The organism is Clostridium amazonense (assembly GCF_056431285.1).
Window position 1 is genome coordinate 95,484 of the sequence record NZ_JBWKMH010000003.1, and the last position, 26,145, is coordinate 121,628.

The window sequence follows — 26,145 nt, forward strand, 5'->3', positions numbered from 1 at the left end:
TACTATTATAAATTTAAAGAATTTAGTAGTAAAAAATAAGATTTATTAATACATTGAATGACAATGCAAATATAGATAATAGTTAAAATTAGGGGGTAATTTAAAATGAATATTTATTTAGTTAGACATGCTAAAGATGATGATAGATATAGAGGTGGATGGAGTGAAGTAGATTTGATAGAAGAAGGTAAAGAACAAGCTAAAAAACTTGCTGAGTTTCTCTATTTAAAGCAGGAAGAGTTTAAAATAACAAAAATTATTTCAAGTGATTTACAAAGAGCTTTATCTACAGCAAATGAAGTAGCTAAAAATATAGATATAAAAATTGAAATTGATAAAGAATTGAGAGAGATGAATAATGGAGATTTAGGGGGAATGTTGAATAAAGAAGCATTAGTGAAATATCCTGGATTGTTTTTTAATACTTTAAAAATGAATGAGAAATATCCTAATGGTGAAAGTCCAGATGATTTTTATAATAGAGTAAAGAAATGGTTTGATGATGTGATATGTAAATACAAATATTCAAGCGAAAATATTTTAATTGTAACTCATGGTGGTGTAATAAATATAATATGTCACATTGTAAAAGGTATTGAATGGACCAACAAAAATAAACCATTTAAAACTTCAAATGTTGCAATCTACAAATTAAATTGTGAAGAAAAATTAGAATTTGAAATAGAAAATTATAATGATTTTTTGAAATAAAGCCATCATGAATTATTATAAGAATAAATGTTTATTAATTACAAGATGAGCAAAAGGAATTGGTAAGGATTTTATTAAATATAATTAATTTTGGATTTGATAAAACAGAAAATTGCTTAAATTTAATACAGAAGTGTTTTAATAATATATATAAGAATATGAATAGAATAGGTGTAGAGATGTATTCATTTAATGAACGATTTATAAAATTGTTTGAAAGTCTTGGATTTGTAAGAGAAGGTGTAATAAGAGAACAGGTTTATAAAAAAGGAAAATTTGTAGATGAGTATATATATGGTTTACTAAGACAAGAGTGGAAAAAGTAATAAAATAATTATTAATGATAGTTAGTAATTTTGTTTTTGATGGCAACAATATTAAAACAAAGTTGCTGACTATTTTTATCGTATGTATTTTGTATATATTAAAATTATTTTTTATAGTATTTTAGAAATATTAATGTTCAAATTTAATACCGAAATGTTTTGGGGATATATAAAATATTTAATATCAAATATAATTATGTATGTAAATAAACTAGAAATTGAAGTTGTTTCTTAGTTTATTTATGTTAATCTTAAAAATAGTGTTTTTATATAAATAGTATATAATTTAGACCTTAGTCTTTTACGGAGTAGGTAAAGTGATCTTATAAGTTAAACAAAATATGTTTAAGGAGTGATATTATTGGAATTTAGGGAATTTAGCAAAGAAGATGTAATTCAAGCATCGAAATTATTGGCCAATAGACATAAAAAAGAAAGGGTTATTTTCCCTACATTAAAAAAAGAATTTGAAGACAGTAATTATACAGAAAAAATACTTTATAAATTGATGGAAAGTAGCTATGTTAAAGGAATATGTGCATATGAAAATAATAATCTATTAGGATTTCTATTATCAAATATTAAGACTGAGGGGATGTTTGGTAGATGCGCATTTGTAAGTTATGAAGGCTTAGCAATAGCAGATACAGAATCCTCTGAATTATATAGAAAACTTTATGCCGAAATAGCAAAAATATGGGTAAAAAATGGAGCTCTATCCCACTTCATAGAAGTCCCAGCAGGTTATAAAGAAGTAGTAGATTCGTGGTTAAAGCTTAGTTTTGCATTTCAGCAAGTTTATGGAATAACTAGTTTATCAAAAGCAGAGGTTAGTATTCCAGATAATTTGGCTATCAGACAAGCGAATAAAAACGATTCAGAAAAGTTAAAAGAAATTTCCAATCTTATATTCTCTTATCAAGCTGGATCACCAACTTATGCTGCCGGATTACCAGAAAAAGTAGAACAAATAAGAGAGGGTTATGGAGAATTAACAGAGGATGAAGATGCAATTGTTTTACTTGCTTATAAAGATAGTAAATTGGTAGGATTTCAATGTGCGAATATAGGAGAGGATGACTCATCAAGCATGATGAGTCCTGAAAAATCTTTAGAAATATCTATTTGTGGAACTATAGAAGAAAGTAGGGGAACTGGTATTGGCGACGCACTTACTAAATTAATGTTTAATAGGGCCATAGAACTAGGAGTTGAAAATGCTATAGCTGATTGGAGAATTGCCAATTTATGCTCATCTAATTTTTGGCCAAAAGAAGGATTTCAACCAGTTGCATATAGGATGTTTAGAACTATTGATGAAAGAGTGTATTGGGCAGATGGTATAAGACAACTGAATTTTAGTTTATTCTCTCATTGATATGTAGGTTAATATTTTTGCTAAAATTTAATACCAAAGTGTAATTTTATTGTAGATATCTTGATTTCAAAAATAGTATTTTTATATAAATAGTGTAAGAAAATTAGTACAAACTTTTAATAGATTAATGCCTTGAGAAATCAGGGCTATTTTTTTATTAAAGGTGTAATACTTAAGTTCATTAGAAGAATATATACTATTTGAAATAAAAATATATTAATTTTGAATTTACAAAAATAAAGTTTGGCTAAGATAACACAGTTATTACGAATATATTCCAAATATATAAATTAATTAGATAAATTGATTTTAAATAAATATATTTGCAAAAAAATGAATAATAAATTAACAACATAAAATGAAGTTAAAAAAATTTAATAAGTAAGGTTCAGTATATGACAAAAATAGTAAATAAATAGAAGTACAATGTAAATAAAGATAGAAATCAAATTAATTTAATATATATGCGTGTTGAAGTTATGGAGATATATTACTTGAAGATTTCTTCATGTGATGAAAATATTTAGATTCATCGCATAAAATATATGTTTAAGATTAGTAATCTGTTAAGTAGATATGAAAAAATATCTTTAAAATTCTTAGAGTTGTTAGTTCTTTGAAAAGTATATAAGTTTGAAGATTTTATTGCATAGCAAACAAGTCTGCAATAAATTTGATTTTTGCAGGTTGATCAAAAATATTAATTAAAATTAAACTGCTGTAAATCAAGTATCTTTATCTAATTCAGTAGTTTCAAAACCAGCTACCTCTGCTGGTGTAAAATCATTTAAAGAACCATGAGGACGAATGAAATTGTACTGAAAGATAAACAAGTATACTAAGTTATTAGCTTTTTCAAATATATTAATTTTGAATTTACTTATTTGGATAGGAGATAGATAGAATGATTGAAATTGTAGAAGTTAAAGTCGAGCAAGAAGCAAATAGACTAAAAAGTAAGTATATTGAGAGCTTAAAAACTCCAATAGATGGTTTTTGGCAGAATGTAGAAGTGGCTAGTTCAAAATGTTATGAAGTCTTGTACAATGGTAAAGTTGCAGGGCACTTTTGTGTAAATTCATGTAAAACATTAGTACAGTTTTATGTTTCTAAAGAATACTACATGAATGAAGAAGAAATTTTTAAATATATTATTACAAGTGATATAGTAGAAAAGGCGGGGGTTTCTACAAAAGAACCAGAATTTATGTCCTTATGTCTTGACTATCAAAAAAATATAACTGTAGATTCATATCTTTTTACAGATAATGAAAAAGTAAGATATGAATTAAATAGTTTTTCAAAGCTATCTTTTAGATTAGCTCAAGGGCAAGATATAGATGAAATAAAAAATAAATGTGATCCGGCATTTAAGGGATATTATGAGAAATTAATAGATAATGAGCAGTTATTTGTATTATATGATAATGATAACTTACTTGGAATTGGAGAATTTAGAATAATTAAAGAACATGGAGAAAAATATGGTGATATAGGTATGCATGTGGTTGAAAAATATCGTGGAAATGGAATAGGAACCTATATTAATGTTAAATTAAAAGAACATTGTTATAGCAAAAATTTAATTCCAATGGTTTGTTGTGATGTAAAAAATATTATATCTAAAAGAACTTTAGAAAAATCAGGCTTTATAGCCAATCATAGGATTATATTGTGTGAATTCTAATTATTAAGAGTTAATAGGATTATTATAAATGGTGAAAGTTTAATAAATGGTATACAAATAAAAAGCTATAACAAGTGGAGAGATGATTAAGGCTATTATGGCTTAAATATATTTCTTTTAATAATATGTAGATATGAAAGAATTAAAAATGAATAAGGATAAATTGCTTGAGGTATACAAATCAGATATACATAGTTTTTTATTTGATTCTATTATTGAAGGCAATACACCAGCACAAATAATTGTTGATGATATTGAGAATATATCAATATTTTTAATATATGAAGGAAATTGTGTTTACTTTGGTGGAGAGGTAGGAGATAAGAATAAATATAAAGAGGCAATAACTTTCTTTAAGGAGAACTATTTAAATGATAGTAGAAGAAAAGAAGTAGGGTTAGTCAAAATTAATTATTATCCAGAAGTCTGGGAAAATGAATTATTAGAAGAGTTAAAGGGATTTAAACATAAAGTAGTAGATAGATTTTTATTTAAACAAGAACTGAACTCTGTTCCAATAATAAAGAAAAATGATGATTTAATAATTAAGAGTATAGACAATGATATATTAAAGAAGGATTCGTTAGGAAATCATAACTGTCTTATAGATGAAGTAGAGGGAATGTGGGGCTCAGTAGACAACTTTTCTAATAATGGTTTTGGTTATTGTGCAATAATGGATGAAAATATAATTAGTTGGTGTACGTCAGAATATGTAAGTAAAAATTATTGTGGAATAGGTGTTGAAACTATTGAAGAATGCGAAGGAAAAGGTGTAGCAACTATAATTGCAAATGAATTTTTAAAAAAATGTGTAGATTTAAATATAGTTCCGTATTGGGATTCTTGGAAGGAAAACACTCCATCAGTTAGAGTAGCTGAAAAAAATCAATTTCAAAAGATTTGTGATTATAGAATTGTGCTTGTAAAACTTAATTAAATAAAATCACAATAAAGTAAATATTGAATCAGCTGGGGTTTTTACTCTAGCTGATTTTTAAGTGAAATAAAGAAATATTCTCAAATATTACATTTTATATTTGAGAAAGTTAAGGATATACGACAATTTATAGATAAATTTAAGAGGAAAGTTATTTTTAGACAGTCTTTAGGTTCACATAGTAAGTTAAGAAATATTTTTAAATTTTAATGTAGTTTTAATATCAATAAATTGGTAAAAAAGGTTGAGTATTCGAAGATATTGTGGTAATATTTAGAATGTTTCTAAAACTGAAAAGGGGTGGAATTATGAATGAAAACAATGATAGGCGTGGACTTATCAGTAATGTTAAATTTCTAATTAGGAAGACCTTGAAATGGGACAAGAAGTTGTTGTATTATTTTGGTTTATTTACTATAGTAACAGCGTTGATTCCATTTATAAACATAGTTGCTCCAAAATTTTTAATTGATGAATTAATGGGGGAGAATAGAGCACAAAGATTAATCATAATAATATTAAACTATTTTATTATATCATCAGTATTAAACTACTTGAATTCATATTTAGAAGGATCATATTCACCAAGATTAATGGACATAACATTTAAATTCACCAACCTTATAAATGAAAAGTGTATGACTATGGATTTTAAATACACTGAAAATCCTAAAATTTTAAACGATATAGAAACAGCAGGAAAAGCTGTAGCAGGAGCTGCTTTTGGCATTGAAAGTGTGATTCGTAAGCTTTTTGGATTATTTGGACTAGGAATTGCATTTTTAGGATACGTAACTATTGTGGCCACATTAAGTCCATGGATTATATTATATTTAATAATTAATGTATGGATTGTTTACTATTTAACTACTAAAGTAAAAAAATATGAATATAAAAGAAAAGACGATGTTTCAGAGTTAAATAGAAAAAGTAAATATATTTATGATATTATGTGTAATTTTACTTATGGAAAGGATATACGGGTTTTCAATTTAAGTCAATGGATAGCTAATAAATTTTATAAATTTAAGAAAGATCAAGTTAAAATTGAAAAAGATATTAAATATAAATATTTTAAAGTAGCGATAGTTGAAGTTTTTCTTTTATTGATTAGGGAAGGAATAGTATATGCATATTTAATTTACAAGGTATTATATGGAAATATGAGTATAGGAAATTTTACTATGTATTTTGCAACAATAGCAAGTTTTGCAGGATGGATGCAAAAAATATTAAATGATATAGCACATATAAATGCACAGAATTTATATATAAATGATTTTAGAGATTTTATTGAAAAGGATTTAAAAAAGGAAGAATTAGATTATTTAAATATTCCTAAAGATGATACTTATGAAATAGAGTTTAAAAACGTATCATTTAAATATCCTAATAGTGATAGATATATCTTTAAAAACCTTTCTTTAAAAATAGAGAAGGGTCAAAAATTAGCTATGGTAGGAGTTAATGGTGCAGGTAAAACTACATTTGTTAAGCTATTAACTAGACTTTATGAACCTCTAGAAGGTGAAATACTAATAAATGGAGTGAATATAGCAAATTTTGATAGAAATGAATATTATAAATTATTTTCAGTAGTGTTTCAAGAAATAAAAATGTTTGCTTTTTCTATAGCTGAAAATATAGCATTTAAAGATAAAGACTGTATAGATAGAAAAAAAGTTTTAAATAGTATTGAAATGGCTGGAATAGGAGAAAAGATTAATTCATTAGAAAGGGGAATAGATACATCATTACTTAAAATATTTGATTCTAATGGAATAGAATTGTCTGGGGGAGAAAATCAGAAATTGGCTCTTGCTAGAGGATTATATAAAGATGGACATATTGTAATTTTAGATGAACCGACAGCAGCATTAGATCCTATTGCAGAATATAATATATATATAAACTTTAATAGTATGATAGGTAATAAAACAGCTTTTTTCATATCGCATAGGTTAGCGAGTACAAGGTTTTGTGATGTTATAGCTTTTTTCGAGAATGGAGAAATAAAAGAATATGGAACACATGATGAACTTTTAAATAAAAATGGAAAATATGCAGAAATGTTTAATGTACAAGCATCCTATTATAAGGAAGAAAACTTAGAAGAGGAGGGTGCATAACATGAAAAAGAAAAATGAATTAGAAATAAATAAGGATTTTAATACTGTTATATATTTCCTGGGATTAATTCATGGAATTTCAAAGTCATATATACCAATGTTGATTTTATCATCAACATTAAAATCACTAACTCCACTTGTTAACATAATAATTCCTAAATTTATTATAGATGAATTAATAAATCAAAGAAGAATGGAAGTATTTATTACGTTAGTAATTACAATTATAATTGGAAACTTTTTATTGAGTTTGTTTGATAAGTGGTTAGATACCATAATTTATATAAAAAATAAAGAAATATTAGATGAAATTAATTTATTAATAGGAAAAAAAATAATGAATATGGACTTTGAAAAAATAGAAGATCCAGAAGTTTTAAATTTAAAGGAAAAAGCCCTATATCCTATTAATACTCAATATGCTATAGAGAGAATAATAAGTGAAACAGTGAAAGTAATAACAAATATTATAACAATTATAAGTCTTGTAGTAGTAATTTCAACTTTAGACTTATATATTATTTTAATCATACTTTGTATAATTGGTTTAAATTCTTTTATATATAAAAAATCTCAAAAAGTTGAGCTAGGTTTGTACAAAGTATTAATTCCTTTAAATAGAACATCAGAGTATTTTGATAGTATAATTAAAGATTTTTCTATGGCTAAGGATATAAGATTATATGATATAAGTCCTTTAATTATGGAAAAATATAAAGAATATAATGAAGCTTCATTATATGAATTTGGTAAGGTGTTTAAAACTATATGGAAGTATAATGGACTTAGCAAGATAAATCTTCAAGTGCAAATGTTAATTATTTATGCATATATGACTTATAAAGTATTTGTAAAGTCTATAGGAATAGGGTCATTTACAATGTATGTAGCTTCGGCTGTGAATTTTAGTAATACTGTATTAGAGTTTAGTACTAATTTTATATCATTAAGACAAATGTGTAAGTTATTAGAAACATATATTGAGTTTGAGCAAATTAAATCTATTAATAATAGTGGTCATAAGAAAATTGAAGATATAAAAGAATTTAATATAGAATTTAAAAATGTATCATTTAAGTATCCAAGAAGTGATGATTATATATTAAGAAATATATCAATAGTTATTAAAAATGGAGAAAAATTATCAGTAGTAGGACTAAATGGAGCAGGGAAAACCACATTTATAAAATTACTTACAAGACTTTATGAACCTACACAGGGGGAAATTTTATTAAATGGTGTAAATATTAACGAGTATAATTATGAAGAGTACATGAAATTATTATCTGTAGTATTTCAAGATTTTAAATTGATGGCATTTAGTATTAAGGAAAATGTGGCTCTTGATAATTGTGAATTTTCAAAAGATGAAGAAATTGAAAAAGTACTTAAAAATGTAGGGTTAGAAAAAGATATATTGAAATTGCCTAGTGGAATAAATACTCATATATACAAGACTTTTGAAGAAGATGGTATAGAGTTTTCAGGAGGACAATCTCAAAAACTAGCTATTTCAAGAGCAATATTTAAAAATTCACCAATAGTTATTTTAGATGAACCTACAGCAGCATTAGATCCTATTGCAGAAGCAGATATATACAGTAAATTTAATGAATTAATTGGAGGAAAAACTGTTATATATATTTCACATAGATTATCAAGTTGTAAATTCTGTGATAAAATTGCAGTATTTCATAAAGGTGAAATTATTCAATATGGAACTCATAAGGAACTAGTAGGGGTTGTAGGAAGCCAGTATGAAAGTATGTATATGGCACAGGCACAGTACTATGTTTAGAAATAAAAATAATTTTGCAGTAAATTATAAAATATGTATCTATTTAAAGCTTTTAAGTAATATAATATGAATTATAGAATAATTTAGTATAAAAGGTGGTTTTTATGAAGTGGTTACTAGAAAAATATAATGTGAAAAGTATAAAACCATATTTGTGGATATTTTCTATAGTTTTAACTAGTATAGGATATTTTTTAATAAATAATGCTCCAAATCAAAAATTACATTCAGTATATACAGAATTAGATAGCTTAGTTCCATTTATAAATGTATTTATCATTCCATATATGATGTATATGCCGAATTTGGTAATTTTACTTATAATAATTTGTTATTGTGATGAAGAAAGATATTTTATTTCACTTTTGGCTTTAAATATAGGAAATTTTATTTGTCTTATAATTTACATGTGTTTTCAAACTTATGTGCCAAGACCAGTAATAATTCATGATGATTTTTTGTGCAGTTTTGTTAGGTTTATTTATAGCAAGGATAATCCATATAATTGTTTTCCTAGTATTCATGTAGTAGCAACTTTTTCAGTTTTAAAAGGAATAAATAAACTTAAAAACATGCCTAGAAAATATAAAATTAGCTTTAATATAATTGGATGGTTAATTATAATTTCAACTCAATTTGTCAAACAACATGTAATTATGGATTTACTAGCTGGGTTAGTTTTAGTGGAAGGTGTTTATAAAGGCATAGAATATATATTTTATAACACCAATTTCATAAAAAAATTTCATAAAAAGAAAAAAGATATTAATAATGTAGAAATCTTTAAGTAGGAATTTGGGCAAAGTTTATTAGGTTTTATAAAATAGAAAAAAGGGTATATTAAATAAGTAGAGAATTTATTAAAGAAGTACTATTCTAACTATTTGTAATGTTAATATTAAAGTATTTTTTATGCAATGAGAAAGTAGATAATTTGAAGTCTTGAGCAATCAAGGCTTTTTTTATGATTTAGTATATTTAAAAATGAGAGGTGAATTTATGAGAAATTTAGAATTTTTAGAGTATAACTTAGAATATGCACAAGCTGTGGCAGATATGTGGAATGATAGTGAAGAAAGTTGGGGAGGATTTTACAATGAAATGTATGATAATTATAATATTGATAAAATAGAACTTATGGAAAATATTTCACCTAGCAATTTACTTTCATCAGCAAAAGCATTTGACAATTCTATGAAAGAATATGCAAAAAATTATAAAAAGATTGATATGGATGTTAAGCTTTATAAAAGTCTAGATGAATTTGAAAAATGCTATTTAGATTAGTTTAAATTACACTTCAAACATTAAAAATTTATATTGAATGTTTGAAGTTTTTTTGAATTTATATTTAAATATTTTAAACAAAGGTATATTATATATATAAACATAATTTTAAAAGGAAAAGGGGGAATTATTTTGGCAAAATATGTACCAGAGTTTAAAGGTTTATTAAGAAGTCATATGATTGAATTACCAAGAGTAATACGTGATGCTAGTGGAATTATTATTTTTGGAAAAAGGATTAAGTCATTAGTGTTTTCTACTGATGTAGCTATAATAAAAAATACTAATGCAGATGCTGTTATAGCAGTATATCCTTTTACTCCACAACCAATAATAACAGAAGCATTGTTGTTAGCATCTGATATTCCTGTATTTTGTGGTGTAGGTGGAGCTATAACTACAGGGAAAAGGGTTGTAAACTTAGCATTGGATGCTGAATTCAAAGGTGCAATGGGTGTTGTAATGAATTCATCTATATCAAATGAAGTTGTTAGAGAAATGAGAGATACAATAGATTTACCAATAATAGTTACTGTAGTTTCTGAACTTGATGATATAGATGGAAGAATAGAAGCAGGAGCAACAATTTTAAATGTATCAGGAGCTAAAAATACAGCTAAAATTGTAAGAAAAATAAGAGAGAAATACCCAGAATTCCCTATAATAGCAACTGGTGGACCAACTGATGAAAGTATAAAAGAAACAATACTTGCAGGTGCAAATGCTATTACATATACTCCACCAAGTACTGGAGAAATATTAAATGATATAATGATTTCTCATAGAAAAAGATATGAAGCTGACAAATAAGTATAATTTTATAGTTTCAAACTATAAGTAAAAAGGAGTTCTAAATATTGAATTTTATGTTTAGAACTCCTTTGAAATTAATATATGTATAGTTTAAGAAATATTTTACATATAAATCATATAAAATAGGAAGGAGATGTAGTTAGTATCTTCATCCTATTTTTATTATTTTAATTAAGTAGTTCTAAAATACCAAGTATTATTAATAATACACCTGAAAATAGTGGAGCATACTTACCCAAAATTTTACCTAAAACACGATTACCTATAGATTCACCTAACAGTATTATAATAATGCTTAATACAAATGTAGAAATTACAGTAAATTTAATGCTAACACCTGTTATACTTGCAGCCACACCAGTACCTAAATTATTAAATGTTAAACCTAAGGCTACAAGAAAAGATTCTTTTATGCTAATATCCCCAGACTTATCTAAATCAGATGACTCAGCATATTGAACCATATCATTAACATCTTTTAAAGCTAGTTCTTTTGAGCTAGTCTTGTTTTTGAATTTTAAAAGACTAGTAATTATAAAATATATACCTAAAGCAATTATTATTAAAGCACCTAAACTATTAGATATAGATGTAGGTAAAAACTTTGCTATATAAGAACCAAATAGCATAGATATAAGTGTACCTAAAGAGGTTATAAAAGCTATAATGCAATTTGGCAATATTCCTATATTTATTTTTTTAATTCCATAAGCTATTCCAATAACTAAATTATCTAGATTTGAAGATATACTAAATAATAATGCAGATAGAATTAACATAATAAAGGCAACTCCTTATAATTAGTTACATCTATAATATATGAATAAAATTTAACAATGTTACAAAAAACAATTATTATGTAAATAAAAACAAAATTATGTAAAAATATATTTTAAAATTATAATTTAGATAGTATTAAGAATTAAATTATCCTAAAAAATATTTTATTATATTATAATTTAATAGCTTTTCTAATTAAAATAGAAATCTTTTGTTTAATTTAAAATAATAATTTTAATATTAACAATATAACTGGCATAAATTTAAAGAAAGAAAATGGTATATGTGGTATAATTTTATTTATTATGAAATTTAGAATATTATCTAGTTAATAATAACGATTTGAGAGTGGGTGACAGATTATATGGAATCGAATACAGTGTTAATGACCAACGGATCAATATGCAAAAAGATTTTTAGATTTGCATTGCCGATTTTTTGGGGTAATTTATTTCAACAACTATACAATGTTGTTGATTCATTGGTAATTGGTAATTTTGTAGGTAGAGATGCATTGGCTGCAATAAGTTCTACTGGTTCTCTTATATTTTTATTAGTAGGACTATTTGGTGGAATTTTTATGGGAGCTGGAGTGGTTATTTCAAAATATTTTGGGGCAGGTGAAAAAGAGAATGTTCAAACAGCAATTCATACATCTATTGCGTTTGGAATTATAGCAGGAATTATATTAACTTTTTTAGGAACATTACTTTCACCACAGATATTAAGGCTTATGGGCACTCCAGATAGTGTATTTCCAAAAGCAGTATTGTATGTGAGAATTTATTTTGGTGGTATTTTAACCGTTGTAATGTATAATACTGCAAGTGGTATTTTTCAAGCTGTAGGTGATAGTAAGCATCCTTTATATTATCTTATGGTTTCATCTGTTGTGAATGTTGTGCTAGATTTACTTTTTGTAGCAGGGTTTAAAATGGGAATTGCAGGAGCTGCAATAGCAACTGTTATAGCACAAGGTGTAAGTGTTGTATTAGCATTTTATCATCTTACTAAAACAAAAGATATATACAAAGTAAGTTTAAATAAAATACGATTAAATATAACAATGCTTAAACAAATTCTTCATATGGGAATACCAGCAGGTATACAAAATTCAGTTATTGCACTTGCTAACATTGTTGTTCAATCTAATATAAATGCATTTGGAGCTATAGCAGTAGCTGGTTGTGGAGCTTACTCTAAAATTGAGGGATTTGCATTTATTCCAATAACAAGTTTTGCTTTCTCTATGACAACATTTATTAGTCAAAATCTTGGTGCTAAGCAATATGAACGTGCTAAAAAGGGAACATACTTTGGCATTTTTATTTCACTTATGCTTGCAGAAATAGTAGGAATAGTTTTCTTTTTTACAGCACCAAAACTTATTGCACTTTTTAATGGAGAAGCAGAAGTTATTAAATATGGAACATCTCAAGCAAGAACAATTGCATTATTCTATTTTCTTTTAGCATTTTCTCATTGTTTAGCAGGAATTTTAAGAGGGGCAGGAAAATCAATTGTTCCAATGATTGTAATGTTATGTTGTTGGTGCGTTATAAGGGTAATATATGTAACAGTAGCTACACATTATATACCTAGCATAAAAGTAGTATTTTGGGCATATCCATTAACATGGTTTTTAAGTTCTTTAATTTTCTTAATTTACTACTTAAAATCTGATTGGCTTCATGGATTTGAAAAATAAAGGAATATATACTAAATAAAATATACTTTTAAATTAAATTATAAATTTAACTAAAAAGCATTAAACATACAGAATAACTTTAAAAAATATACATTTAAGTTAATATAAATTTTACAATATTAAATTAATATCTGACAAGAAAATAATTTGAAAAACTATATAATATAATTAATTACTGATATAAAAAATATATTAAGTAAAATATTAAAAATTAGGTGTTCACTACTTGAAGATGAATGAGTAATATTTAAAATTTAATACTACAAAAAAGTTTCCAATATTTGATTCAATATGTTGGAAACTTTTTTGTATATATAATTTAAAAATAAAATATATTAGGAGGTCATTTGTGATAAAGAAAAAATATCCGAAAAAAGACTATATAATTTTTTCAATACCCCTAGGCGTTGCAGTTGGAGCAATATTTGATATGGAAGGTGTAGGTGCTACTATAGGAACATTAATATGGGTTAGTTTATACTTTAGTATAAAAAGTAAATACTGAATATGAAAATTAAAACTAGAAGAATATTTTAAATTATTATTATTAATATTTTAAGATTACAGATGAATTTAAAAATTACACTTTTATTTTCATAAATAGCAAGTAGTATTGTATCTAAAATAGATTAAAAAAATATCAATTAGATTTAACACTTAGTGATGTTTTAGCTGAATCTTTTATCCTTTTAAGTTTTGACACAAATCAAATTATACCTTCATATATTAAAGTATATAGAAAATTATATTGGCTAAATTTCTAATAAACCAAAGTTGATTATAAATAGGAGGGATAAGTATGGCTGCTTATCAAGTTCAAAATTATCAAGGTGGACCATGTCCATCATGGATTCCAGGATCAACATGGTTATTAGGTAGTAGAGAAGATCAATATTTAGTTGAAATTGATATTAGATCAAGAGATTGTGGTAGAACTCTTAGAGGAACTGTAACTTACAATGGTGAAGGTCCAATAGAATTATTTGCAGAGCAAGAATATGGAAATATGTATAATGTAAAAGTTCGTTGGGGTGGATCTTCAGGAACTTGGCATGATGAAGGTATATGGGTAATTGGAGGAAGATGTAAGCAAAGATGTACTAGATTAAAAGTTACTGCTAGTGATGATGGAAGAGTTTTAGTGGGAGTTATGAATTATAGTTGTGAAAAAACTATAGGATTTGTAGGAATTTTTATTCCTTCTTATGAAGTTGAAAATCAATGGGGTGGATCTTCAGCACCATGGCATTATGGTGGAACTTGGGTGTTAAGTGGAAGAACTAATCAAAATGTTGTAGCTATGGATATAAAATCAACAGATGGTGGATGTACACTTGAAGGAACTATGACTTATAAAGGAGAAGGTCCAATAGGTTTTAGAGCTGTTAATATTGTAGCTAATAATTATGAAGTATATAACCAATGGGGAGGATCTTCAGCACCATGGCATCGTAGTGGAGATATGATAATTGGTGGAAGAGAAACTCAAAGAGTTATTGAACTAAAATTTAATTCCAATAATAATGGACAGAATCTTAATGGACAAATGAAATATGAAGGTGAGGGTCCTATTGGTTTTAGAGCTAAAATAATAGATCAAATTAAATAGAAAATGTTTTAAATATAGAGATGGCTTTTGGAAAAACCAAAAGTCATCTTTTTTAATGATCTTTTTTAATAAAATTCAAAAAATTGTATTTTGAGTTTTATTCATTATGTTATAATCAAATTATAAAAAACAAAAAATATATAAATTTTTAATAAAATACTTTTATGTAAAATGGTATAAAATATGAGGGGGAAAATATTAATGCTTTCAGAAAAAACATATAGGAGATATAGTAGAGAGATTTTTATGTATTTAGACTTAGATAATGTTATATGTGAGGTTAGTGATAATTTTTATGAAAATCTAAAGTTTAAAAAGGAAGATGTTATAGGAAAAAGTATAAATGACTTTATTATTGAAAAAAGCATAAATATACAAGAAGAATATGACTTAAAAGAATTAGTTTTGAAAGATAAAAATTCAGAAAAGAAATATTTTAGTGTTAAAGTAACTAAGATATATGATGATTCAAACATTTTAATAGGTGCATATTTAATTTTATTTGATATTACAGAGTATAAGAACATTGAACATGAATATACTGTGTTAAAATATTTAGCAGACAAATCATATGACATAATATACAGAGTAGAAGTATATCCCAAATTAAAGTTTACATATATAAATGATGCTGTTGAAAAATTATTAGGTGTAACTAAAGAACAACATTATGAAGATGCAAATATTCTTTTTAAACTTATACATCCAGACGATGCAAAAAAATTACAAGACAAAATAAATAATGTTAGCAAATACAGAAGAGCATTGGAATTAAGGTATATAAATAAAAAAGGAAAGTATATGTTTTTAGAAGATTTTTCTATACCCGAATATGACAAAGATGGTAGGCTTATTTCATTTCAAGGTATAAGTAGATGTATTCAAGATAGAAAAGAGTTAGAGAGCAAACTTCAATATTTAAGTTACAATGATATTATAACAGGAGTTACAAATAAAACTTACTTTACAAAGGAAATGAGACGATTAAACAAAAATGGTACCAATATGGTTACTATAATAATACTTGATTTAGATGGACTTAAAAATACTAATGATGAATATGGACATTTAATTGGAGATGAACTTATAATAGCAGCTGCAAATATTTTAAAAGAAGTATTTTATGAACAAAGTACAATATCAAGAATTGGTGGAGATGAATTTGCAGTAATAGTAAACAATGCAAGTGAAGTCTATATAAAAGAAAAATTTAAAGTGTTAGATGAAAAAATAGAAAAGTACAATTATGAAGAAATAATAAAGATAAGTATATCTAAAGGATATTCGATATATAAAGATTTTAATAAAGATATTAAGTTAACAATAGATGAAGCTGATTATAAAATGTATCAAGATAAAAATAGTAAAAAAAATTATTAAATATAATTTAAAAGATAAATTTAATAATCAGCATATTGTTTAAATTTCAGTAAAATATAAAATATTTTAAAAAAATTAGAAGGATTTTACAATAATTGTATAGAATTAAATTATATAACAAAACAAGAGTGCCAAAAAGAATAATAGGTATTCTTGTTTTTGTTTTTTTAAAGAAGAAAATTATTAATTTAAAATAGTTATAAAAAAATAATGGAAGTCAATAATAAAGATAGTAATTATAATAAATAACATATAATTTATCAACTTAAAACAGGGAGGGATATTATGAGAAAAGAAATAAAAAATAATATGTCTTATATAATGGTTTTAGTTTTATGTTTAATATTTATAATGAGTTATGGTTATGAGAAAGAGTATTACAAAGATAAAAAGTGCTCTATAAATCAAAAAAATGTTGAGAATATAAAAGTAATTCAAGACGATCCAACAGTTGCAACAACTTCTACAAATGAATTTAAAAAATTAGTTTTGGTTAATAAAAATAAAAAAATTCCTGAAGGATATATTGTCAATTTAAAATCATTAAATAATAAAAGAAATTCTGTTGCAGATTTTATATACGATGATTTAAGTGATATGTTAACAGAGGGTAGTAATAAAGGATTAAGTTTTTGGGTGGCATCTGGATATAGAAGTAGTGAATCACAACAAAACATATTAGATGAAACTATAAATGAAAATATTAATAAAGGCATGACTTATGAACAGGCATGTAAAGAAGCAACAAAATTGGTTATGCCAGCAGGCTATAGTGAACATGAAACAGGATTAGCACTTGATATAACATCTAGTAGTTATTTAAATTTAGATGAAAAACAAGAAAATACGGAAGAAAATAAATGGCTTAGAGAAAACTGTTATAAATATGGATTCATTCTTAGATATCCAAAGGAAAAAGAAAAAATAACAGGAATTGATTATGAACCATGGCATTTTAGGTATGTTGGAAAAGAGGCTGCAGAGTATATAACCAAAAATAGAATAACCTTAGAAGAATATCTTAAAAAAACTAATTAAGAATACCCATGTTATATTTTGCACATACTACGTTTGAAAACTTTATAAGTAAGGAGAATGTGATAATGGATAGAGAACATTATATGGTTGAAGGAATTGGAAATCAAGAAGTGAAAACACAAATAAAAAATGCGTTAGAAAAAATCGATGGTGTAAATAATGTATGTGTCGATATGGCAAGAGGAAGTGTTGAAGTTATTTATAATAATCCAGCAACACCAGAAGAAATTAAAAACTGTATTGAAAATGCAGGATGCAATATTAAATAATATGAGAAATAGATGTACTTTTATTAAATGAGAAGTATATCTATTTTTTTATAAATTATATTTTAATTTTGATAGATGAAATAAACCATTAAAAAAGAACAATAAATTCAAAAAAGCCATATTGTTTAAATGATTAAGTTAATAGGATATAATATTATTGAATGGAAATTTTAAATATGAAAAGGAGGATAAGTTTTGAATAAAACACAATATATATATGAATTAAAAAAACTTAATACCATAATAAGTGTTTGTGAATTTGGAAGTTATAGAACTAAGTATTGGGTTGAAAACAGGAGTGACATAGATTTAGCCATTGTATTGTATCCTAATGTTAGTTTTGATGATACTTTAAATATAGAAGATAAAATAGAAGAATTGAGCAAAGAATATTATAAATATGATAATATTCATTTAACGTTTATTATATTTAATGATTTTGCAAATAAATATGCAAGAATGGCAGTTGATAGTGATATAAAATATATAGTGAACGAAGAAAAATGGTATGATTTCCAACATTATGTATTAAAATTTGCTAGGAATAATAGAGAGTTTGAAAAGACTTTAAAGATAGATGAACAATATTTCTATTTTGGAGGTATTATAGATGAGTCCTTATTATAAATATAAAAAAGAAAAATTTTTGGAAAAATATAAATGTGCTTATGATAACTTAGGAGATTTAAAAGATACTATAAAAGAATATAAAAAAAATAATAGCAGAATAATAAGAAGGGCAATGTTTGCATTTTTTCAAGACTTTACCGAATATGTAATAGATATGTGTGAAAGCTATATAGTTATAAATGAAGGAAAATTGACAAGTTCAACTACATCAATAAAACTTATTGAACAAGCTTCACTTATGGGTTTTTTTGACGAAAATCTTAAAGCATATTTAATAGTTGCAGTTAAACTTAGAAATAGGTACACACACGATTATTATCAAAGAGAGTTTAGTGAAGAACAAATAGAAAAATTTTGCTTTGAAGAGTTAGCTTATTTAGAAATATTTTTAGAAGAAAGTAAAGATAAAGTCATACTAAGATATAAAAAACTGTAGATGAATTACAAATTTATTTTACAAAAGATAAGAGTGAGGAAACATGAGATTAGATAAATTTTTAGCAGAAGCATCAGTTGGAACACGTAAAAATGTTAGAGAGTACATTAAAAAGGGATTAGTGAAAGTTAATGGCAAAGTTACTAGAGAACCTTCATTAAATATTAATGAAAAGGTAGATAGTATAAAATATAATAATAATGTCATTGAATATAAAGGAAAAGTATATTATATGTTTCATAAACCACAAGGATGTATAACAGCAAGAAAAGATATAAATACAAAGACAGTTTTAGACTTTTTTGAAGATACTGATATGGATGGGATATTTCATGTTGGAAGATTAGATAAGGATACAGAGGGATTACTTTTATTTACTAATGATGGTGAGTTTGAGCATCACTTGATGTGTCCTGAAAAACATGTTGAAAAAAAATATTTTTTTATAGCATTAGGATCTTTAAGTGAAGAAGATGTAAATAAAATAGAAAATGGACTTTATATTGGACAAGGTGAAAAAATTACTAAGCCTGCAAAGTTAGAAATTATAAAACATGGTGAATTTGAAGAATTTGAAGAAATAAATATTAGAGATTTTTATAAAGCTAAAACTGATAGATACAAGCAACCTGTTATATCAGGGCATCTTACAATTTCTGAAGGAAGAAAACATCAAGTAAAACGTATGCTAAAAGCTGTAGGTTGCTATGTTATATATTTAAAAAGAGTTGCTATTGGAAATTTAATTTTAGATGAAACATTGGAAAAAGGTAAATATAGAGCTTTAACAGAACATGAGGTTGAAAAATTATTTAAACAATAAAGAATTAATTTGGCTATGGAAAAATAAAATCCAAAGTTAGGATTATTAATTTATAAAGATAATATTTTAATTTTGAGTGATGTAAGAAATGGGTGTGAATAGTGGAGAAAAATAAATTAGTGAAATGTACAAGATTTTTATATTCTACATTTTTAATTTTAACTATAATTATGCTATTTATGGTTTATAAAGATTTTAGTGGCAAGATGGGTTTAACATTAGGAATGATATATGTTTTTTTTACTTTCTTTATAATTTTATATACCATTATAATAATTGTTGTAAATTTTAAAAAAAGCAAAGATAAAAAGATAGTAAAAAGATTAACAAGATTTATTATCATATTTATATTAGTGGGTATTTTTAATTATATTTTAGATAAAATATTTAGACCTTCTGACATAAATTTAGTGAAAAATTTTTCAATAGCTTTTGGATTAGCTGTTGGTGTCTCATTTTTTGATGTTATACTTTTGAAAAATAAAGAAAATTAATATATAAAAATAATAGCCATTAACTTAAATATGGCTATTTATTTTTATATTATTTTCCATAGGTTTTAGATACAGGATCAAGAAATAATCCAATATGAGGTGGATAAAAAGTAAATATAAAAAAACAATAAGTTAATATGATAATACCTATCCAACCAAGGCGTATAGAAATTAATGAGTAGAAGCAGTTTGTTTGTAGAAAATGAAAGCTAAAATAATAAGCAACAAGTACACCTAATATGAAAGTACCAATATCAGCTATAAGAAAATGATTTCCGATAATGCCTACATAGGTATAAAATGAAGTGATTATTACAAATATACCTAACAAAATAGAAAGCAACTTTACTGGAACAAAATTCACAATGTTTTTTCCATATAAAAAATATTCAAAAATGCTGAAAATAAGCATAGGCGTAAAAAGCAACTTTAAGTGTTCAAAAGTACTTTCATTAACAGCACTAAATATTGCAACTAAATTGTTTTTACCAGACCACTGATAAGTAAAATGCAAAAGTGTACCTAAAACTATTGTGAAAATAGCACCAAGAATATGGTAATATTTTAAACTCATAACAAATATCCCCCCTCAAAATATTTTATGATAAGGGGTAATTTATTATGTCATTCGCCTAGTAAATCAAGATTTAAATCATTTAGTAAGTTATTGATATCAATTAAAGAAATATTATTTTTAATACCAAAGATTATGGCTGAATCTCGTGGGGATTTTGCATATAATTGTCCAACATTTCCAAGAGTTAAACATTTTTGGACTTCATCAAAAGTTAAATTAGCAGCAATACATAGTTGTAATATTTTATCACGACTAGGTTTCTTTTTACCATTTAATATTTGATATGCATATGTTCTATCAAGATTAGAAAATTCAATTATAGTACTCTTTTTTAAATTTTTCATATTTAATAATTCTTCAAAGTAATTATTAAAACCTAAAGAATCATAGTTTAACTTAGCTTTAGTTATATATTTAGTTAAATTATTTTTATTATCTATTGAGTTTAAGATGTCTAAAAGTTCAGAAGTTCTTTTTTCTTTCAAATCAAAACACTCCTTAAAAAATATTATATTTTATATCAATATGATATAATTCTCATTGTATAAAATCAATAATTAAAGGAGCATTTTAATGAATGAATTGCTAAAAAAGTATTTTGAAGATAAAATGTCAAGATATAGGGTTTTGACTACATTTAGTGAAAATAAAAAGAGCAAAGTGTTTTTAGTACAAGATATTGAAAGTAATGCTATTTATATAAAGAAAATATTAGTTAATTATGATAAAAAAATATATGAAAGAATAAAATCTATTAATAATAAATTTACACCTAAGATTTATGAAATATTAGAGTATGATAATAATTTAATATTAATTGAAGAGTTTATAAATGGTATGACTTTAGAAACATTATTGAATGAAAATAATGGTATTTTAAGCGAGAAAGAAACTACTAAATATGTAATTTGTCTTTGTGAAATATTAGAAGAATTGCATGGATTAGAAAATCCCATAATACATAGAGATATAAAACCATCAAATATAATTATAAGTAATGATAATGTTCTAAAATTAATAGATTATGATGTATCTAGAATTTATAAAGAAGAGGAAAATAAAGATACGGTTATCATGGGAACTCATGAATATGCACCTCCAGAACAATATGGATTTTCACAAACTGATTGCAGAAGTGATATATATTCTATAGGAATATTAATGAACTTTATGACAACTGGAGATTATCCTAAAAATAGAAAGAGTGATGGTGTTTTAAAAGATATAATAGAAAAATGTACAAAATTTTTATCTGATGATAGATATCAATGTGTTAATGAATTAAAAAAAGATTTAATATCTATTATGGAAAAGGATAATGACAGAATCTGCATACAGGATAATGAGATTATTGAAGAAGAAGCTATTAAAAACAAGGATCATAAATTGGACAAAGAAATATATAAATATATTCCAGGATTTAGAACAGGATATTGGTGGAAAAGTGTTATAGCATGTTTATGGTATTTATTTCTATTTTTAATTGTAATAACTATTTTCCCAACATCTAAAACTATTCTATCAGATTTTATATTGTTCATTACATTTGTAGTTGTAACAATTATAGATACTAATTTTTTAAATATAAGAAGATTTTTGCCTATAATAAAAAGTGAAAATATAAAAGCAAGAATTTTGGGATATATATTATACACAATCATAATTATGGCTATTGGTGGAAGTGTTTTAAATCTTTTTATGAATTAAATAAAATTTTTATATTTTGTATGCTCTTAGCATACCAAAAGTAAAAATATAAATTTTATAATGTATTTGTTACGAAAAATAAGTAACAGATATATTTTTTTTTATTTAATTAAAATAATATTAGGGAGGAAGATATAAATGAAAAAGAGTAAAGCATTAATAATATCATCAATACTAGGAATTATATATTCAATTTATCTAATAAGTTATTTTGGTGGTGCATTAACTGGAAGTTCGAGTGGAACAGAAGCATTAGGTGGGGCAATTGCGACAGCATTAGTAACACCACATATGATATGTGTTGTTTTGGCAACCATATTTAATACTCTTGGAGCATTTTTAAACAAATCAGGGTTCGCACTAGTTGGAGGAATACTTTATTCTGTAGGTGGTGTAGTATTTGTAATGTATATATTATTTGTTGTTCCAATGATCATATTAAGTTTTGTTGGATATGCAAAGGTTAAAAAGAATAATAATTTGATTAAAAATCATCAAATCAATGAATAATATAAAAATTTCTTAGTAAAGTATTAAAATTAATAAGTTTATTAAAATAAGTTTGATTGTAAATATAGAAAATAAATTATTTAAGTATTAATGATAATACTACCATATATAGATAAAAAAGTATTATTTTTGTATAATTAAATTATTATTATGAAATTTATATATGGAAAGGGGATTTTATAAATTTGAATATTTTATTAGTTGATGATGAAAAGGAGATTGCAGATTTAGTAGAGGTTTATTTAAAAAATGAAAATTTTAATGTATATAAATTTTATACTGGAAAAGAAGCAATTGAATGTATAGAAAAAGTTGATTTTGATCTTGCTATATTAGATGTTATGCTTCCAGATATTGATGGATTTAAGATATGTCAAAAAATTAGAGAAAAATATTTTTTCCCAATAATTATGTTAACAGCTAAAATTGAAGATATTGATAAGATAAAAGGATTAACATTAGGTGCTGATGATTACATAACTAAACCATTTAATCCATTAGAACTTTCAGCTAGGGTAAAAAGTCAATTAAGAAGATATACAAGATATAATAAGGTAGAAGAAGAAAATAATTTAAATGAATATGATTTTAATGGATTATTAATTAATAATGAAACACATAAATGCATTTTATATGGAAAAGAAATATTATTAACACCAATAGAGTTTTCGATTTTGTGGTATTTATGTGAAAACAGAAGTAAAGTAGTTTCATCAGAAGAACTTTTTGAGTCTGTTTGGAAAGAAAAATATTTAGATAACAATAATACTGTTATGGCTCATATTGCTAGATTGCGTGAAAAAATGAATGAGCCATCAAGAAAGCCTAAATTTATAAAAACAGTATGGGGAGTTGGTTATACTATTGAGTAATGAGAGGAAACCTATAGATAAGAGTTTAAGAAATACAGTATTATCTAAAATATTTATTACAATATCAATCACTACAGTGATATTTTTTATTTTCTTAGCAATTGCTTATATTATATGTCATATGTTTACTTTTAAAGGGGACGAGCCTATATATATTTTGGGTGGTATAATCAAGTATGTATTTCCATTTATATTAATAGTTATTTGGTTTGTTGAAATTTTAATAATTATTATTTCATATTGGAAAAAAGCTTTAAGGTATACAGATATTATTATAGAAGAAAGTAAGAAACTTATAAAAAATGATGATGAAAAAGTAGAATTACCGTTGGAACTAAAAGATGTAGAAGAACAAATGAATAGTGTAAAGCAAATAGCAATTAAAAACATGCAATTAGCAAAAGAGGAAGAACAAAGAAAAAATGATTTAATATTCTATTTAGCACATGATTTAAAGACGCCTCTTACTTCTGTTATAGGATATTTAACACTTTTAAATGATGAAAAAGAAATATCAAAAGAATTAAGAGAAAAGTATTTAGCCATTTCTTTAGATAAGGCGGAAAGGTTAGAAGAATTAATTAATGAATTTTTTGAAATTACAAGATTTAATTTAAGTAGGTTAATTTTAGAGAGGCAAGAAGTTAACTTAACGAGAATGATTGAACAAATTTCATATGAGTTTAAACCATTATTTAAAGAAAAGAATATTGAATGCAAATTAAATATTGAATCAGATCTTAAAATCCAATGTGACGTAAATAAAATGGAGAGAGTTTTTGACAATTTAATAAGGAATGCTATTAATTACAGTTTTGATAATGCTATAGTTGAAATCGAAGCCAAAAGATATAAAAACAAAATATACATGTGTTTTACAAATGAAGGTAATACTATACCAGTAGAAAAATTAGAACGTATTTTTGAACAGTTTTATAGGTTAGATAGCTCTAGAGAATCTAAAAAGGGTGGCTCTGGATTAGGGCTTGCAATAGCAAAAAAAATAATTGAACTTCATAATGGAACAATAAAAGCAAATAGTGCAGATAATAAAATAAAATTTGAGATATTAATTCCAGGATCGTAAGAAAATCGTATGATTTTAGTAATAAAATGATAAGTAAATAGTTTTAAATAAAGAATAAAAGGCATTTTGAATCTTGATATTATAATAGTATCAAAGTTCAAAGTGCTTTTTTATTGTATAGGAATTTGAATTTTTATGAATAGAAAAGTTGAGGTGTGTATTGATATTTGAGAATAATATTATTCCAAGAAACGCAATTATTAAGAGGGGGAGAATTATGAAAAACAAAGCAAGAAAAACGAATTTAATGAGTAAAATGATTAATATTATTTTAGGTCTAATAACTATTGTATATATATTAGCAGTATTAAAGATTATAGTTTTTAAAAGTGGTTTTATAACAGGTCTTAGAAGTTTAAATCTTAAACCATTTGGACTTATTAAAGATGTATATTTAGAAAATGAAAATTTAGATGTAATTTTTAAAAATATACTTGGTAATTTCGCATTATTTATTCCAATGGGAATATTAATTCCTTCATTATTTAAAAAAGTTGATATGAAGAAATCTGTGATTATATGTTTTTTTGTAAGTTTAAGCTTTGAAATAATTCAATATATTTTTGGAATTGGATTAAGTGATATTGATGATTTAATATTAAATACATTAGGTGGATTTATAGGGACATTAATTTATTTTAAATTTCTTAAAAAAGTTGATAAGAAATTAAATATGAGGATAAGCACAGTGTGTTTTTTAAGTATTTTTGGTATATGTGGAGTTGTAGCTTTGTATTTGTATCAACCTAATATGCTACCATCACAAATTAAGTTTGTTAATAAGGAAATATTAAATGGATTAGATATAAGTAACAGTGATGTAGAGGGTTTATGCTTAGAGGTTTATGATAATTCTTTCAAAGTTGATATAGAAAAAAGATTTTTTAGGGATGATTATATAAATAGAAATATTGATGGAATATATGAATTAGAAAAAGATGCTCAATTTTTTCTAGAGGAAAAAGAATTCAAATATTCGCCTAATGGAAACATACAAAAAATAAAAATAACATATTCAAAAATATCAAAAGAACAATTTAAGAAAATAATTGAAGAGAAAGAATTAAGTATAAATTTTTGGACTTCACAAGATAATAAATGCAAAAATGTTGTAATAAGAAAATTTTTAAATTAGAAATAACGTACCTTTATTCCA

Annotated in this window: 28 protein-coding genes and 1 pseudogene; 25 read left to right on the forward strand and 4 right to left on the reverse strand. The window is 24.7% G+C overall.

Translation table 11 applies throughout. From position 1 onward, the window contains the following. The first annotated feature begins 105 nt into the window (after window positions 1-105). The 3 genes from AC07E4_RS01250 (at window position 106) to AC07E4_RS01260 (ending at window position 2,415) form a co-directional block, all read left to right on the forward strand. Window positions 106-711 (forward strand): histidine phosphatase family protein, encoded by a 606-nt coding sequence (locus AC07E4_RS01250; protein ID WP_478215551.1) that lies wholly within the window; start codon window positions 106-108, stop codon window positions 709-711. Window positions 712-770: 59 nt separating this feature from the next. Then, the gene (locus tag AC07E4_RS01255; protein WP_051540224.1) at window positions 771-1,037 is read left to right on the forward strand and encodes a GNAT family N-acetyltransferase; all 267 of its coding nucleotides are present in this window, start codon (window positions 771-773) and stop codon (window positions 1,035-1,037) included. A 361-nt stretch (window positions 1,038-1,398) separates the two neighbouring features. After that, window positions 1,399-2,415, forward strand: coding sequence for a GNAT family N-acetyltransferase (locus AC07E4_RS01260; protein ID WP_478215552.1), 1,017 nt, complete (start codon window positions 1,399-1,401; stop codon window positions 2,413-2,415). Between the two features lie 725 nt (window positions 2,416-3,140). Here the strand turns inward: AC07E4_RS01260 and AC07E4_RS01265 are convergent. After that, window positions 3,141-3,284: pseudogene (locus AC07E4_RS01265) on the reverse strand (IS6 family transposase); the annotation flags it as partial. A gap of 35 nt (window positions 3,285-3,319) precedes the next feature. Here AC07E4_RS01265 and AC07E4_RS01270 point away from each other — a divergent pair. From AC07E4_RS01270 to AC07E4_RS01300, 7 genes are all read left to right on the forward strand, one after another. Then, the gene (locus tag AC07E4_RS01270) at window positions 3,320-4,102 is read left to right on the forward strand and encodes a GNAT family N-acetyltransferase (RefSeq protein ID WP_478215553.1); all 783 of its coding nucleotides are present in this window, start codon (window positions 3,320-3,322) and stop codon (window positions 4,100-4,102) included. Between the two features lie 148 nt (window positions 4,103-4,250). Next, complete coding sequence (locus tag AC07E4_RS01275) at window positions 4,251-5,042, forward strand: GNAT family N-acetyltransferase (RefSeq protein WP_478215554.1); 792 nt, start codon at window positions 4,251-4,253, stop codon at window positions 5,040-5,042. A 308-nt stretch (window positions 5,043-5,350) separates the two neighbouring features. After that, window positions 5,351-7,171 (forward strand): ABC transporter ATP-binding protein, encoded by a 1,821-nt coding sequence (locus AC07E4_RS01280; RefSeq protein ID WP_478215555.1) that lies wholly within the window; start codon window positions 5,351-5,353, stop codon window positions 7,169-7,171. A 1-nt stretch (window position 7,172) separates the two neighbouring features. Then, complete coding sequence (locus AC07E4_RS01285; protein WP_478215556.1) at window positions 7,173-8,969, forward strand: ABC transporter ATP-binding protein; 1,797 nt, start codon at window positions 7,173-7,175, stop codon at window positions 8,967-8,969. A gap of 104 nt (window positions 8,970-9,073) precedes the next feature. Further along, on the forward strand, window positions 9,074-9,760 hold the full coding sequence (locus AC07E4_RS01290; protein ID WP_478215557.1) for a phosphatase PAP2 family protein: 687 nt from the start codon (window positions 9,074-9,076) through the stop codon (window positions 9,758-9,760). 208 nt (window positions 9,761-9,968) lie between these two features. Beyond that, a complete protein-coding gene (locus AC07E4_RS01295) occupies window positions 9,969-10,256 on the forward strand; it encodes a hypothetical protein (RefSeq protein WP_478215558.1) in 288 nt (95 codons plus the stop codon). A 177-nt stretch (window positions 10,257-10,433) separates the two neighbouring features. Beyond that, on the forward strand, window positions 10,434-11,066 hold the full coding sequence (locus AC07E4_RS01300) for a beta/alpha barrel domain-containing protein (protein ID WP_242838415.1): 633 nt from the start codon (window positions 10,434-10,436) through the stop codon (window positions 11,064-11,066). A 170-nt stretch (window positions 11,067-11,236) separates the two neighbouring features. On the opposite strand, the gene ytaF is transcribed toward AC07E4_RS01300, so the two are convergent. Continuing rightward, window positions 11,237-11,851 carry a sporulation membrane protein YtaF gene (gene ytaF / locus AC07E4_RS01305; RefSeq protein ID WP_040327988.1) on the reverse strand — a complete coding sequence of 205 codons (615 nt, stop codon included), beginning with the start codon at window positions 11,849-11,851 and terminating at the stop codon, window positions 11,237-11,239. A 362-nt stretch (window positions 11,852-12,213) separates the two neighbouring features. Here ytaF and AC07E4_RS01310 point away from each other — a divergent pair, with 362 nt between their 5' ends. From AC07E4_RS01310 to AC07E4_RS01355, 10 genes are all read left to right on the forward strand, one after another. Next, a complete protein-coding gene (locus AC07E4_RS01310; protein WP_040327987.1) occupies window positions 12,214-13,557 on the forward strand; it encodes an MATE family efflux transporter in 1,344 nt (447 codons plus the stop codon). 349 nt (window positions 13,558-13,906) lie between these two features. Next, complete coding sequence (locus tag AC07E4_RS01315; RefSeq protein ID WP_158644469.1) at window positions 13,907-14,062, forward strand: hypothetical protein; 156 nt, start codon at window positions 13,907-13,909, stop codon at window positions 14,060-14,062. 294 nt (window positions 14,063-14,356) lie between these two features. Further along, window positions 14,357-15,166 carry a lectin OAA family protein gene (locus AC07E4_RS01320; protein ID WP_040327985.1) on the forward strand — a complete coding sequence of 270 codons (810 nt, stop codon included), beginning with the start codon at window positions 14,357-14,359 and terminating at the stop codon, window positions 15,164-15,166. A gap of 201 nt (window positions 15,167-15,367) precedes the next feature. Then, window positions 15,368-16,546, forward strand: a complete 1,179-nt coding sequence (locus AC07E4_RS01325) for a sensor domain-containing diguanylate cyclase (RefSeq protein ID WP_040327984.1) — start codon at window positions 15,368-15,370, stop codon at window positions 16,544-16,546. Window positions 16,547-16,831: 285 nt separating this feature from the next. Continuing rightward, a complete protein-coding gene (locus AC07E4_RS01330) occupies window positions 16,832-17,584 on the forward strand; it encodes a M15 family metallopeptidase (RefSeq protein ID WP_478215559.1) in 753 nt (250 codons plus the stop codon). A 65-nt stretch (window positions 17,585-17,649) separates the two neighbouring features. Then, window positions 17,650-17,853 carry a heavy-metal-associated domain-containing protein gene (locus AC07E4_RS01335; RefSeq protein ID WP_040327982.1) on the forward strand — a complete coding sequence of 68 codons (204 nt, stop codon included), beginning with the start codon at window positions 17,650-17,652 and terminating at the stop codon, window positions 17,851-17,853. Window positions 17,854-18,048: 195 nt separating this feature from the next. After that, on the forward strand, window positions 18,049-18,480 hold the full coding sequence (locus AC07E4_RS01340) for a nucleotidyltransferase domain-containing protein (RefSeq protein ID WP_040327981.1): 432 nt from the start codon (window positions 18,049-18,051) through the stop codon (window positions 18,478-18,480). Beyond that, window positions 18,464-18,919 (forward strand): HepT-like ribonuclease domain-containing protein, encoded by a 456-nt coding sequence (locus tag AC07E4_RS01345; protein WP_040327980.1) that lies wholly within the window; start codon window positions 18,464-18,466, stop codon window positions 18,917-18,919. Before AC07E4_RS01340 ends, AC07E4_RS01345 begins: the two co-directional genes overlap by 17 nt. Before the next feature lie 43 nt (window positions 18,920-18,962). Continuing rightward, on the forward strand, window positions 18,963-19,742 hold the full coding sequence (locus tag AC07E4_RS01350; RefSeq protein WP_040327979.1) for a pseudouridine synthase: 780 nt from the start codon (window positions 18,963-18,965) through the stop codon (window positions 19,740-19,742). A gap of 101 nt (window positions 19,743-19,843) precedes the next feature. Beyond that, on the forward strand, window positions 19,844-20,236 hold the full coding sequence (locus tag AC07E4_RS01355) for a hypothetical protein (RefSeq protein ID WP_478215560.1): 393 nt from the start codon (window positions 19,844-19,846) through the stop codon (window positions 20,234-20,236). A gap of 49 nt (window positions 20,237-20,285) precedes the next feature. On the opposite strand, the gene AC07E4_RS01360 is transcribed toward AC07E4_RS01355, so the two are convergent. Both AC07E4_RS01360 and AC07E4_RS01365 read right to left on the reverse strand, forming a co-directional pair. After that, entirely contained in the window at window positions 20,286-20,810 is a 525-nt protein-coding gene (locus AC07E4_RS01360) for a DUF6512 family protein (protein ID WP_051540220.1), read from the reverse strand. 50 nt (window positions 20,811-20,860) lie between these two features. After that, window positions 20,861-21,298: a helix-turn-helix domain-containing protein gene (locus AC07E4_RS01365; RefSeq protein WP_478215561.1), complete on the reverse strand. Its 438-nt coding sequence runs from the start codon at window positions 21,296-21,298 to the stop codon at window positions 20,861-20,863. Window positions 21,299-21,386: 88 nt separating this feature from the next. Here AC07E4_RS01365 and AC07E4_RS01370 point away from each other — a divergent pair, with 88 nt between their 5' ends. The 5 genes from AC07E4_RS01370 to AC07E4_RS01390 all read left to right on the forward strand — a co-directional run bounded on the left by AC07E4_RS01370 (window position 21,387) and on the right by AC07E4_RS01390 (window position 26,124). Next, window positions 21,387-22,520, forward strand: coding sequence for a serine/threonine-protein kinase (locus AC07E4_RS01370; RefSeq protein ID WP_478215562.1), 1,134 nt, complete (start codon window positions 21,387-21,389; stop codon window positions 22,518-22,520). A gap of 138 nt (window positions 22,521-22,658) precedes the next feature. Next, window positions 22,659-23,030 (forward strand): hypothetical protein, encoded by a 372-nt coding sequence (locus AC07E4_RS01375; RefSeq protein ID WP_478215563.1) that lies wholly within the window; start codon window positions 22,659-22,661, stop codon window positions 23,028-23,030. Window positions 23,031-23,209: 179 nt separating this feature from the next. Further along, window positions 23,210-23,902 (forward strand): VanR-ABDEGLN family response regulator transcription factor, encoded by a 693-nt coding sequence (vanR, locus tag AC07E4_RS01380; protein ID WP_040328069.1) that lies wholly within the window; start codon window positions 23,210-23,212, stop codon window positions 23,900-23,902. After that, window positions 23,895-24,989, forward strand: a complete 1,095-nt coding sequence (locus AC07E4_RS01385; protein WP_423219651.1) for a sensor histidine kinase — start codon at window positions 23,895-23,897, stop codon at window positions 24,987-24,989. The genes vanR and AC07E4_RS01385 overlap by 8 nt, the downstream gene beginning before the upstream one ends. Window positions 24,990-25,206: 217 nt before the next feature. After that, entirely contained in the window at window positions 25,207-26,124 is a 918-nt protein-coding gene (locus AC07E4_RS01390; protein ID WP_051540218.1) for a VanZ family protein, read from the forward strand. Window positions 26,125-26,145: the final 21 nt, after the last annotated feature.

Excerpts from the sequence above, each read along its gene's own strand:
- AC07E4_RS01295 (WP_478215558.1), top strand. The coding sequence starts at position 9,969 with ATGAGAAATTTAGAATTTTTAGAGTATAACTTAGAATATGCACAAGCT.
- AC07E4_RS01325 (WP_040327984.1), top strand. The coding sequence starts at position 15,368 with ATGCTTTCAGAAAAAACATATAGGAGATATAGTAGAGAGATTTTTATG.
- AC07E4_RS01250 (WP_478215551.1), top strand. The coding sequence starts at position 106 with ATGAATATTTATTTAGTTAGACATGCTAAAGATGATGATAGATATAGA.
- AC07E4_RS01375 (WP_478215563.1), top strand. The coding sequence starts at position 22,659 with ATGAAAAAGAGTAAAGCATTAATAATATCATCAATACTAGGAATTATA.
- AC07E4_RS01300 (WP_242838415.1), top strand. The coding sequence starts at position 10,434 with ATGATTGAATTACCAAGAGTAATACGTGATGCTAGTGGAATTATTATT.
- AC07E4_RS01270 (WP_478215553.1), top strand. The coding sequence starts at position 3,320 with ATGATTGAAATTGTAGAAGTTAAAGTCGAGCAAGAAGCAAATAGACTA.
- AC07E4_RS01350 (WP_040327979.1), top strand. The coding sequence starts at position 18,963 with ATGAGATTAGATAAATTTTTAGCAGAAGCATCAGTTGGAACACGTAAA.
- AC07E4_RS01320 (WP_040327985.1), top strand. The coding sequence starts at position 14,357 with ATGGCTGCTTATCAAGTTCAAAATTATCAAGGTGGACCATGTCCATCA.
- AC07E4_RS01310 (WP_040327987.1), top strand. The coding sequence starts at position 12,214 with ATGGAATCGAATACAGTGTTAATGACCAACGGATCAATATGCAAAAAG.
- AC07E4_RS01345 (WP_040327980.1), top strand. The coding sequence starts at position 18,464 with ATGAGTCCTTATTATAAATATAAAAAAGAAAAATTTTTGGAAAAATAT.
- AC07E4_RS01360 (WP_051540220.1), bottom strand. The coding sequence starts at position 20,810 with ATGAGTTTAAAATATTACCATATTCTTGGTGCTATTTTCACAATAGTT.
- AC07E4_RS01370 (WP_478215562.1), top strand. The coding sequence starts at position 21,387 with ATGAATGAATTGCTAAAAAAGTATTTTGAAGATAAAATGTCAAGATAT.
- AC07E4_RS01285 (WP_478215556.1), top strand. The coding sequence starts at position 7,173 with ATGAAAAAGAAAAATGAATTAGAAATAAATAAGGATTTTAATACTGTT.
- AC07E4_RS01290 (WP_478215557.1), top strand. The coding sequence starts at position 9,074 with ATGAAGTGGTTACTAGAAAAATATAATGTGAAAAGTATAAAACCATAT.
- AC07E4_RS01275 (WP_478215554.1), top strand. The coding sequence starts at position 4,251 with ATGAATAAGGATAAATTGCTTGAGGTATACAAATCAGATATACATAGT.
- AC07E4_RS01390 (WP_051540218.1), top strand. The coding sequence starts at position 25,207 with ATGAAAAACAAAGCAAGAAAAACGAATTTAATGAGTAAAATGATTAAT.
- AC07E4_RS01335 (WP_040327982.1), top strand. The coding sequence starts at position 17,650 with ATGGATAGAGAACATTATATGGTTGAAGGAATTGGAAATCAAGAAGTG.
- AC07E4_RS01280 (WP_478215555.1), top strand. The coding sequence starts at position 5,351 with ATGAATGAAAACAATGATAGGCGTGGACTTATCAGTAATGTTAAATTT.
- AC07E4_RS01330 (WP_478215559.1), top strand. The coding sequence starts at position 16,832 with ATGAGAAAAGAAATAAAAAATAATATGTCTTATATAATGGTTTTAGTT.